General features: G+C 49.1%; 2 protein-coding genes. Both read right to left on the reverse strand.

Going from position 1 to position 1,478, the window contains the following annotated elements; genetic code table 11:
• Positions 1–203 precede the first annotated feature (203 nt).
• Positions 204–860 (reverse strand): fasciclin domain-containing protein, encoded by a 657-nt coding sequence (locus V6D20_06655; protein ID HEY9815467.1) that lies wholly within the window; start codon positions 858–860, stop codon positions 204–206.
• A gap of 308 nt (positions 861–1,168) precedes the next feature.
• A partial coding sequence (locus V6D20_06660) for a PDDEXK nuclease domain-containing protein (protein HEY9815468.1) occupies positions 1,169–1,478 on the reverse strand: 310 nt, incomplete at its 5' end.

Consider the following 1,478-nt stretch of genomic DNA (forward strand, 5'->3'; position numbering starts at 1 on the left):
GACAATGAACCGATTCAGTCGAAGGGGGAGCGTCCATGGATGTTGAACAATAACGTCGAAGCCTCGCAATCTCAGTCGATAGGTTGAAAGACCTAGACTTCCCAGGTGCTAGCTCAATCTGGGAAGCCTAAGTTCTTTGATTCATGATCCAGTAGGTCTATAACTCTCACAGGAGTTTAGCTAGGCGAAACCCCTCCATTTATCTACATATCGGGGGGAAGAATGACTTGGTCGATCACGTGGACAACACCGTTACTAGCTTCGATATCGGCCATGACCACCGAGGCATTGTTCACCATCACACCAGCTTCGCTCACATCCACCATGATCGAACGACCTTCGGCTGTGGTGACAGCACCAGATTCTAAATCCGTTGACATCACGTTGCCAGGCACCACGTGGTAAGTAAGGATGCTCACCAGGATATCCTTGTTTTCGGGTAGGAGTAAAGCTTCTAGCGTGCCGGGGGGCAGCGCAGCGAAGGCTTCATCCGTTGGGGCAAACACGGTGAAAGGCCCTTCTCCCTGTAGGGTGCTCACCAAATCGGCTGCTTCTAGAGCCGCCGTTAAGGTTTGAAAGGATTCACTAGATGCAGCAATGTCCACGATGGTGGGGCCACCAACCATAGGATCAGACATGTCGTCCATCATGGGTTCAGACATATCATCCATCATGGGTTCAGACATGTCGTCCATCATGGGCTCAGACATATCCATCATAGATTCAGCCGTTTCATAGGCAATGCCAGACATGGATGTCTCGGTCACTGTAGGTGCAGTGGTGTTTGCCAAGGTGGGTAGTGCGATCGCCACTCCCACGGCACTCGCTCCAGCAATCATCAGGGACTTTAGTAATGCCATAGTAACGTTCCTCGTTCAACTAAACTGCGTCTACTTCAACAGCAAAAAAATGTCTGTTGCCGTGAATACAAGATAGAGACTCTATCTGTGAGAAAAATCGAACTTTAGGCTGATTTCTCCCAATTATCGGCAAAAACACTTAGAAATTGGCTGTTTTTGACCGTAATAGCACATTGACATTTACCCAGCTATGGAGCATTGCCAATGCACAGATACAGATCTCTACAAGCAAGCACCTTCGCAGAAACCATCACAAATAGTTACGAAGCAACTCACCAATTGGATTGCATGGTAAGAAAAATGTGGGACTAGGGAATGGGCTGGTTGAGTTCTCGGCGCAGTTGTTCAGCGGTGGGCAATGTGCCTTGGAGATCTTCGGGTAGGGCGTCACTGAGCTGGTAGGTAGACACGCCGATGGGTTTGTTGAGCCCCTGAAGGGCATATTCAACAACGGTTTTGTCCTTCGATTTGCAGAGAATAATGCCGATGGTGGGTGCATCTCGGGGCGATCGCAACTGGTGATCCACGGCGGACACATAGAAGTTCATCTTGCCGGAAAATTCTGGCTCAAATTCCCCCATCTTCAGATCAATCACCACATAGCAATAGAGTTGTACA

The organism is Candidatus Obscuribacterales bacterium, assembly GCA_036703605.1.
Lineage (GTDB): Bacteria > Cyanobacteriota > Cyanobacteriia > RECH01 > RECH01 > RECH01.

Excerpts from the sequence above, each read along its gene's own strand:
- V6D20_06655 (HEY9815467.1), bottom strand. The coding sequence starts at position 860 with ATGGCATTACTAAAGTCCCTGATGATTGCTGGAGCGAGTGCCGTGGGA.